Here is a 6957-nt window from a genome sequence, read left to right on the forward strand (position 1 = left end):
GTGCCACCGTCGTCGGCAGGCAGCGCGCCGTCGGGCGCGGTGGCAACGGCTGGCGCGGCATCGGGCGCCATCGCCCCGGATGCCCAGCCGCCCGGGGCGGCCTCGGCCGCTGCCGTGCCCCCAGCACCCGGCACCGAGCCCGCTGACAGCACAGCTCCCGGTACGGAGACCGTTCATGACGCGGCCGTTCATGACGCGGCCGTTCATGACGCGGCCGTTCATGACGCGGCCGGCCACGACACGGCCGGCCACGACACGGCCGGCCACGACGGCCCGGCCAACGGCCCGGGGCCGTCGTCGAACGGATCCCGGTCATCGGGAGCGCGTGCCGGACGTCGGCGTGCCTCGCGGGCGGTCGCGCCGCCCCAGGAGAGCGCGCCGGGCGACCTGGAGACGGTCGGGGGCGCGGCCCGCGAGAGCTGACCGGTCGCGCACCGCGGGATCCTGGCCCGTGACCGGGATCCCCGGCCTGCCGTCGGCAGGGATTCTTCCGCCGGCGGCTTCCGGCTGCCGGTGTGGCTGCCCGGCCGTGGTTTCAGTGCCGGCCGGCGGACGCGTCCGCCACCGTCCGGTACGACCGCACCGGCTCCCGGCGGACGAAGTCACCCCGCTGGCGTTCGCGCAGCAGCGCGTCCAGGACGGCCCGGGACCGCTGGAGCGCGCCGTCGACGGCGTCGCTGGCGCGGTGGCTGTCCCCCATCTGCAGGGCGTAGGAGGCGACCACCAGCGCCTGGACGACGTCGTCCTGGGCGCAGAGGGTGTCGCCGTCTGAGTCGCCGTCGGGGCCGGGGCCGGGGCCACCGTCGCTCTTCTCGGCCTTCCCGCTCCTTGCGGCCCAGGTCCTCGCGGTTCCGCTCCTCGTGGCGCCGGTCCTCGTGGCGAAGCCGCCGGCCGTGGCCAGGCCGCGGGCCTGCACCGCGAGCCAGCACGCGGCGCCCGCCGTGCCCAGCGCCCACAGGGCGCGCAACGCGGTGGGAAGGCCGACCAGATCGTTGACGGCCACCCCGGTCACGGTCGTGATGACGACAGCGGACGCCGCGATCGTCGCCGACCGGCGCGGCGGGTCCGTGGCGTGGGCCGCGGCCACCAGCGGCCACCCGGCGGTCAGGACGGCGGCGACCGTCACAGCACCAGCGCTCCAGATCACGACCTGCCACCCCACCCACCCCACCGTGCACCCCCGTCTGGCTGGCGTTGCCGCGACGGCTGCCGGTCCGGGCAGCCACCCCCAGAGTGGATGGTTGCGTGCCCGTGAGCGGACCGCCATGGTTCATCCGTGCCATGGCGGGATGCGTCTGGTGGGTGGGTGTGGGCGCGTCCGCCGCGGGCCTGTCGCGCGGGCCGGCGCCGGGCCGGTACATGCCGTTCCGAGGCTTGCCGGCATTCCGGGGGCTTGCCGGTGTTCGAGGGGCTCGCCGGCATGGTGGTAATGTCGTGGCGGTCCGCGTCGGTGTCGGTGCGGCCGGCCAGCGGCCGGTTGAACGGCTGACCAGCGGCCGGTCCCGGCTGGCCAGCGGCGTTGTGGTTGGCCGACGGTGTTAAGGTAGTGCAATCAGGGCCGGGTGCGGGGTGTTTTCGCCGCGCCAGTCAGAGCCCCTGAGGGTGGCGGTGTCCGTCAGCGGTCGCGCCGTCTTGTCCTCGGGTGCTCCAACGCCCGTCCGACTTCAGCAAGGAGAACCGGTGTACGCGGTCGTGGCCAGCGGCGGCAAGCAGCACAAGGTCGCCGTCGGCGATGTCGTCGACGTCGAGCTCGTTCCGGGCGAGCCGGGTGCGGCCGTCAATCTGCCCGCTCTTCTGCTTGTCGACGGCGACGTGGTGACCCACGACAGGGACGCGCTCGCGTCCGTCGAGGTGACCGCCGAGGTCGTCGAGATCGTCAAGGGTCCCAAGATCAGGATCCACAAGTTCAAGAACAAGACCGGCTACCACAAGCGGCAGGGTCACCGCCAGAAGCTGACCCGCCTGCGGGTGACCGGTATCGAGACCGGGAAGGCCTGAAGCGACATGGCGCACAAGAAAGGCGCGAGCTCGTCGCGCAACGGCCGCGACTCGAACGCCCAGCGTCTCGGTGTGAAGCGTTTCGGCGGCCAGTATGTCAACGCCGGCGAGATCATCGTCCGGCAGCGTGGCACACACTTCCACCCTGGTGGGCAGGTCGGCCGCGGTGGCGACGACACGCTGTTCGCGCTGGCCGCCGGGCATGTCCAGTTCGGTACCCGGCGGGGCCGTCGGGTCGTCAACGTCATACCCGCCGAGGAGCTTCTGTCCGCCTGATCCAGGCGGGTGTTGCCGGTCGGCCGCGGTTGAGGAAAGCAGCGGTGCGGTGCCCACCTTCGTTGACCGCGTCGTCCTCCACGTCACCGCGGGTGATGGTGGGCATGGCTGCGCGTCGGTCCACCGGGAGAAGTTCAAGCCGCTCGGTGGGCCGGACGGCGGCAACGGCGGCCGGGGCGGTGATGTCATCGTCCGGGTCGACCCGGACGTGACCACCCTGCTGGACTTCCACTTCCACCCGCACCAGCGGGCATCTGGTGGGCGGCCCGGCCAGGGCTCCAACCGGCACGGCGCCGACGGCACCGACCTCGTCCTGCCCGTGCCGGACGGCACCGTCGTCCTGCGGCCGGACGGCGAGCAGATCGCCGACCTTGTCGGTGCTGGCAGCTCCGTGGTCCTCGCCCGTGGCGGGCGCGGCGGGCGGGGCAACGCCGCGCTTGCCTCCAGCCGGCGCAAAGCCCCCGGGTTCGCGGAGCTCGGCGAGCCGGGGGAGCAGCTCGACGCCGTCCTCGAGCTCAAGACCGTTGCCGACGTGGCGCTGGTCGGTTTCCCCAGCGCGGGCAAGTCCTCGCTGGTGTCGGTACTCAGCGCCGCCAGGCCGAAGATTGCTGACTACCCGTTCACGACGTTGGTGCCCAACCTCGGCGTGGTACAGGCCGGCGACAACGCGCCGTACACGGTGGCCGACGTCCCCGGCCTCATACCCGGCGCGAGCACCGGGCGCGGCCTCGGCCTGGAGTTCCTGCGCCATGTCGAACGCTGCTCGCTCATCGTCCACGTGCTCGACTGCGCCACCCTCGAACCCGGTCGCGACCCCCTGACCGACCTGGACGTGATCGAGTCCGAGCTCGCGGCCTACTCGACGGACCTGTCCGACCGGCCGCGCGCCGTCGTCCTCAACAAGATCGATGTTCCGGACGCCCGCGAGCTGGCGGAGCTGGTCACCCCCGAGCTCACCGCCCGTGGGCTGGACGTCCTCGCGGTGAGCAGCGCGACCCGCGAAGGCGTGCGGGCGCTCTCGCTCGCCCTGGCCGAACGGGTCGCCGAACATCGTGCCGCGCGGCCGCCGCAGGCGTTCCAGCGGGTCGTCATCCGGCCCCGCGCGGTTGACGAACCCGACTTCACCGTGCGTGCGCATGACGACGGGTTCGTCGTGGCCGGTGCCAAGCCGCTGCGCTGGGTCCGGCAGACCGACTTCAGCAACGACGAGGCGATCGGCTTCCTCGCCGACCGCCTCGCCCGGCTGGGGGTGGAGGCCGAACTCGCCCGGCTCGGCGCGGAATCCGGCGTGGCGGTCACCATCGGTGACGTCACCTTCGACTGGGAGCCGCAGCTGAGCCGCCGTGGCGGCCGGATCATCGATGATCATGAAGATGGGGCGGCCGGGCCGGAGTCGACCCTCGGCCCGCGGGGCAGCGACGACCGGCTGGTCACCTCCACCCGGCTGACCCGTGCGCAGCGGCTCGCCAGCCGGGCCCGCGGCCGCGAAGTTCTCACCGACCAGAACGCCGGCCCGTACGGCCCGGACATCACCGACGACCTTGAGGCCCCCGACCTTGAGGCTCCCGACATTCTCGACCTGGACAATCCAGGCGGCCTCGACCGTTCGGGCGGCCCTGACCGTTCCGGCAGCTCCGATGGCCGGGAGGACGAGCTCGAAGCGTGACAGACCGTGATTTCGTGCTGCGGGCCGACCGGGTCGTGGTGAAGGTCGGCTCGTCGTCACTGACCACCGCGGCCGGCGGTATCGACGGCGACCGCGTCGACGTCCTGGTCCGGGCGCTCCTGCCGCGGGCCGGCCGGCTGGTACTGGTCTCCTCGGGAGCCATCGCCGCCGGGCTCGCGCCACTGGGCCTGACCCGCCGCCCCCGGGACCTGGCGACCCTGCAGGCCGCGGCCAGCGTCGGGCAGAGCATGCTGGTGCACCGGTACGCGACCGCGTTCGGACGCGCCGGCCACCAGGTCGGCCAGGTGCTGCTCACCGCCACCGACGTGGTGCGCCGCACCCACTACCGCAACGCCCGGACCACCCTCGACCGGCTGCTGGAACTCGGCGTGGTCCCCGTCGTCAACGAGAACGACGCGGTGGCCACCCAGGAGATCCGGGTCGGTGACAACGACCGCCTCGCCGCGATCGTCGCGCATCTGGTCTCCGCGGACCTGCTGGTCCTGCTCTCGGACGTGGACGGCGTCTACGACGCCAACCCTCGGCGCGGCCCGGCCACCATGATCCGCGAGGTCCGGACGGACGCCGACCTCGACGGGGTCGGCACCCGGGGCACCGGCAGCGCCGGCGTGGGCGTCGGCGGCATGGCAACCAAGATCGACGCTGCCCGGATGGCGGCCTCGGGCGGGGTCACGACACTGATCACCTCGGCGGCGAACGCCGCCACCGCGCTAGCCGGCGCCGAGGTGGGGACGGTGTTCCACCCCAGCGGCCCGCGCCGCGCGTCCCGGCTGCTGTGGCTGGAGCACGCGACCACCCCGCAGGGCCGGCTGTTCCTCGACGACGGGGCGGTGAACGCGATCGTGAACCGGCGGGTGTCGCTGCTGCCTGCCGGGGTCACCAGGGTCGACGGCGACTTCGTCGCGGGCGACCCGGTGGACCTGGTCGACCCGTCCGAGCGGCCGGTCGCCCGCGGCCTGGTCGCCTACGACGCCACGGAGCTGCCCGGGATGCTGGGCCGCTCGACGTTCGACCTGGCCGCGGAACTCGGCTCCTCCTACGAACGAGAGATCGTCCACCGCGACGACATCGTGCTCCTCCAGCGGAGACCGTAGGCAGAAACCGTCGTCACCACGACGTTTTCCACCTACGGCTGCCGCCACCGTAGGTGGAAAACGTCACGGCGGCACCGGTTTCCACCTACGGCTTGCGCGTTGAGGGCCAGCTCAGATGGTGGTGCGTACGTGGCTGCCGTGGGGCTGTTTGATGACGGTGATCTGGGTGGGGATGCGCTGGCGCAGGTCCGCGACGTGGCTGACGATGCCGACCAGCCGGCCGCCGGAGCGCAGGCTGTCCAGGACGTTCATGACCTCCTCCAGGCTGTCCGGGTCGAGGCTGCCGAACCCCTCGTCGATGAACAGCGCGTCCATGGCCTGGCCGCCGGACTCGGCGGTGACCACGTCGGCGAGGCCCAGCGCCAGGGACAGGGCGGCCTGGAAGGTCTCCCCGCCGGAGAGGGTGGCGGTGTCGCGCCGCCGGCCCGTCCAGGCGTCCTCGACCAGCAGGCCGAGGCCGGCCCGCCGGCGCCGGTCCCGCCGCTCACCGCTGTCGTGGACGAGGGTGAACCGGCCGCCGCTCATCGCCGCCAGGCGTCCGCTCGCCGCCGCCGCGACCTCCTCGAGACGGGCGGCGAGGACGAAGCTCGACAGCGGCATGCCGTGACGGTTGCCACCACGGCCCGTGGCCAGCTCGGCGAGGCCGCGCAGTTCCGCCGCGGCCTCGCGCAGCGGTGGTACCGCGGCGAACGCGGCGGCGAACGCGGGCACCAGGTCGGACAGCCGCCGGGCCCGGTCGCCGGCGCGCGCCGCCTCGGTGAGCGCCGCTTCGTGCCGCTGCCGGGCCGCGAGCGCCTCCGCCTCCCGTTCGGCCACCGGTGCCGGTGTGTCCGGATCAACGGCCAGCTGGGGGCTGGCCAGCTGCGAGCGCACCGTGACAAGATCGTCGCGATAGGCCGTCAGACGTGCCTCGGTGCCGAGGATCCAGCCTTCCTCCCGGCAGGCGGCCTGGGCCGCGGCCACGTCCGGGAAGCCGGCGTCGTGGGCGTCGTGGCCGGCGCCGGTCGCGGCGCGGCGGTACTCCTCCTCGGCCAGGGCCGTGGCCGAAGCGGCCGCGTGGCAGTCGGAGTAGGCGTCGGCGAACTGGGCGACCTCGCGTTGGCGGGCGGCCAGCCGCCCGACGTCCCGCAGCTCCGGCGGCAGGCTGGCCCGCTGCCGTTCGGCCCGGGCCCGGCACTCCTGCGCCCGGGTGCGGGCGAGCTGCTCACCGGCGGTGTGGCCGGCCAGGTCGGCCGTGGCCCGGGTCTCCTCCTGACGGGCCCGCTCAAGCGCCCGTTCGGCGGCCGGGAGGTCGTCGGCCTGCGCGGCGAGCGCCTCGGCCCGGTCCGCCAGGCCGGCCGCGGCCTGCTCGAACACGTCGACGGGGAGCACAGCGGGCAGGTCGGGGCCCGCGGGCAGCTCTCCCAGCCGCGCGACGCCGACCACGGCGTCGTGGTCCACGGGCCTGTGATCGACGGTCCTGTGATCGGCCTGGCCGGCGGAGCCGTAGGTGGCTCCGTGGCCGGCGCTCCCGTGGCCGGTGGCTCCGTAGGCGGCACCGTGGCCGGTGGCTCCGTGGCCGGCGGAACCGTGGCCGGCGGAACCGTGGTCGGTGGCCCTGGGGTCGTGGTGCCCGGGGGGTGTGCGGTCGGTGCTCCCACGGTCGCTGGTGTCGTGACCGGCGATGTTGCCGCGCGCATCCTCGCGGTCGTTTTTCTCGTCGTTCCCGCCGGGGACGGGGTCGGCCGCGCCCAGTATGGTCACCGTCGCGAACGCCCTGACGGGGCGGGGCGGCCCGCTGGCGACGTCCTCGGCGGGCAACGGGCCGCGCGGCGTGACGGACTCGGCGCGCGCACCGCCGGCCGGACCCACCGCGGTGACGTCCACCACCGACGTGACATCCACCACCGGCGTGTCCGCCGT

Annotated in this window: 6 protein-coding genes and 1 pseudogene; 5 read left to right on the forward strand and 2 right to left on the reverse strand. The window is 74.0% G+C overall.

Features of this window, described 5'->3' with window-relative positions:
- Positions 1-423: pseudogene (locus NBX02_RS07275) on the forward strand (ribonuclease E/G); the annotation flags it as partial.
- Positions 424-535: 112 nt separating this feature from the next.
- Here NBX02_RS07275 and NBX02_RS07280 read toward each other — a convergent pair.
- Positions 536-1171, reverse strand: coding sequence for an MFS transporter (locus NBX02_RS07280; RefSeq protein ID WP_250290559.1), 636 nt, complete (start codon positions 1169-1171; stop codon positions 536-538).
- 509 nt (positions 1172-1680) lie between these two features.
- On the opposite strand from NBX02_RS07280, the gene rplU reads away from it, so the two are divergent.
- The 4 genes from rplU to proB are packed head-to-tail and all read left to right on the forward strand — an operon-like array spanning position 1681 to position 5055.
- A complete protein-coding gene (rplU, locus tag NBX02_RS07285; protein ID WP_131766001.1) occupies positions 1681-1998 on the forward strand; it encodes a 50S ribosomal protein L21 in 318 nt (105 codons plus the stop codon).
- Positions 1999-2004: 6 nt separating this feature from the next.
- Positions 2005-2274 carry a 50S ribosomal protein L27 gene (gene rpmA, locus NBX02_RS07290; RefSeq protein WP_047222877.1) on the forward strand — a complete coding sequence of 90 codons (270 nt, stop codon included), beginning with the start codon at positions 2005-2007 and terminating at the stop codon, positions 2272-2274.
- Positions 2275-2323: 49 nt separating this feature from the next.
- Positions 2324-3940 (forward strand): GTPase ObgE, encoded by a 1617-nt coding sequence (obgE, locus tag NBX02_RS07295; RefSeq protein ID WP_250285402.1) that lies wholly within the window; start codon positions 2324-2326, stop codon positions 3938-3940.
- Entirely contained in the window at positions 3937-5055 is a 1119-nt protein-coding gene (gene proB, locus NBX02_RS07300; protein ID WP_250285403.1) for a glutamate 5-kinase, read from the forward strand. The genes obgE and proB overlap by 4 nt, the downstream gene beginning before the upstream one ends.
- Before the next feature lie 111 nt (positions 5056-5166).
- Here proB and NBX02_RS07305 read toward each other — a convergent pair.
- A partial coding sequence (locus NBX02_RS07305) for an SbcC/MukB-like Walker B domain-containing protein (protein ID WP_445548308.1) occupies positions 5167-6957 on the reverse strand: 1791 nt, incomplete at its 5' end.

It is taken from the genome of Protofrankia sp. CiP1_Cm_nod1, from assembly GCF_920888515.1.
Taxonomy (GTDB): Bacteria; Actinomycetota; Actinomycetes; order Frankiales; family Frankiaceae; genus Protofrankia.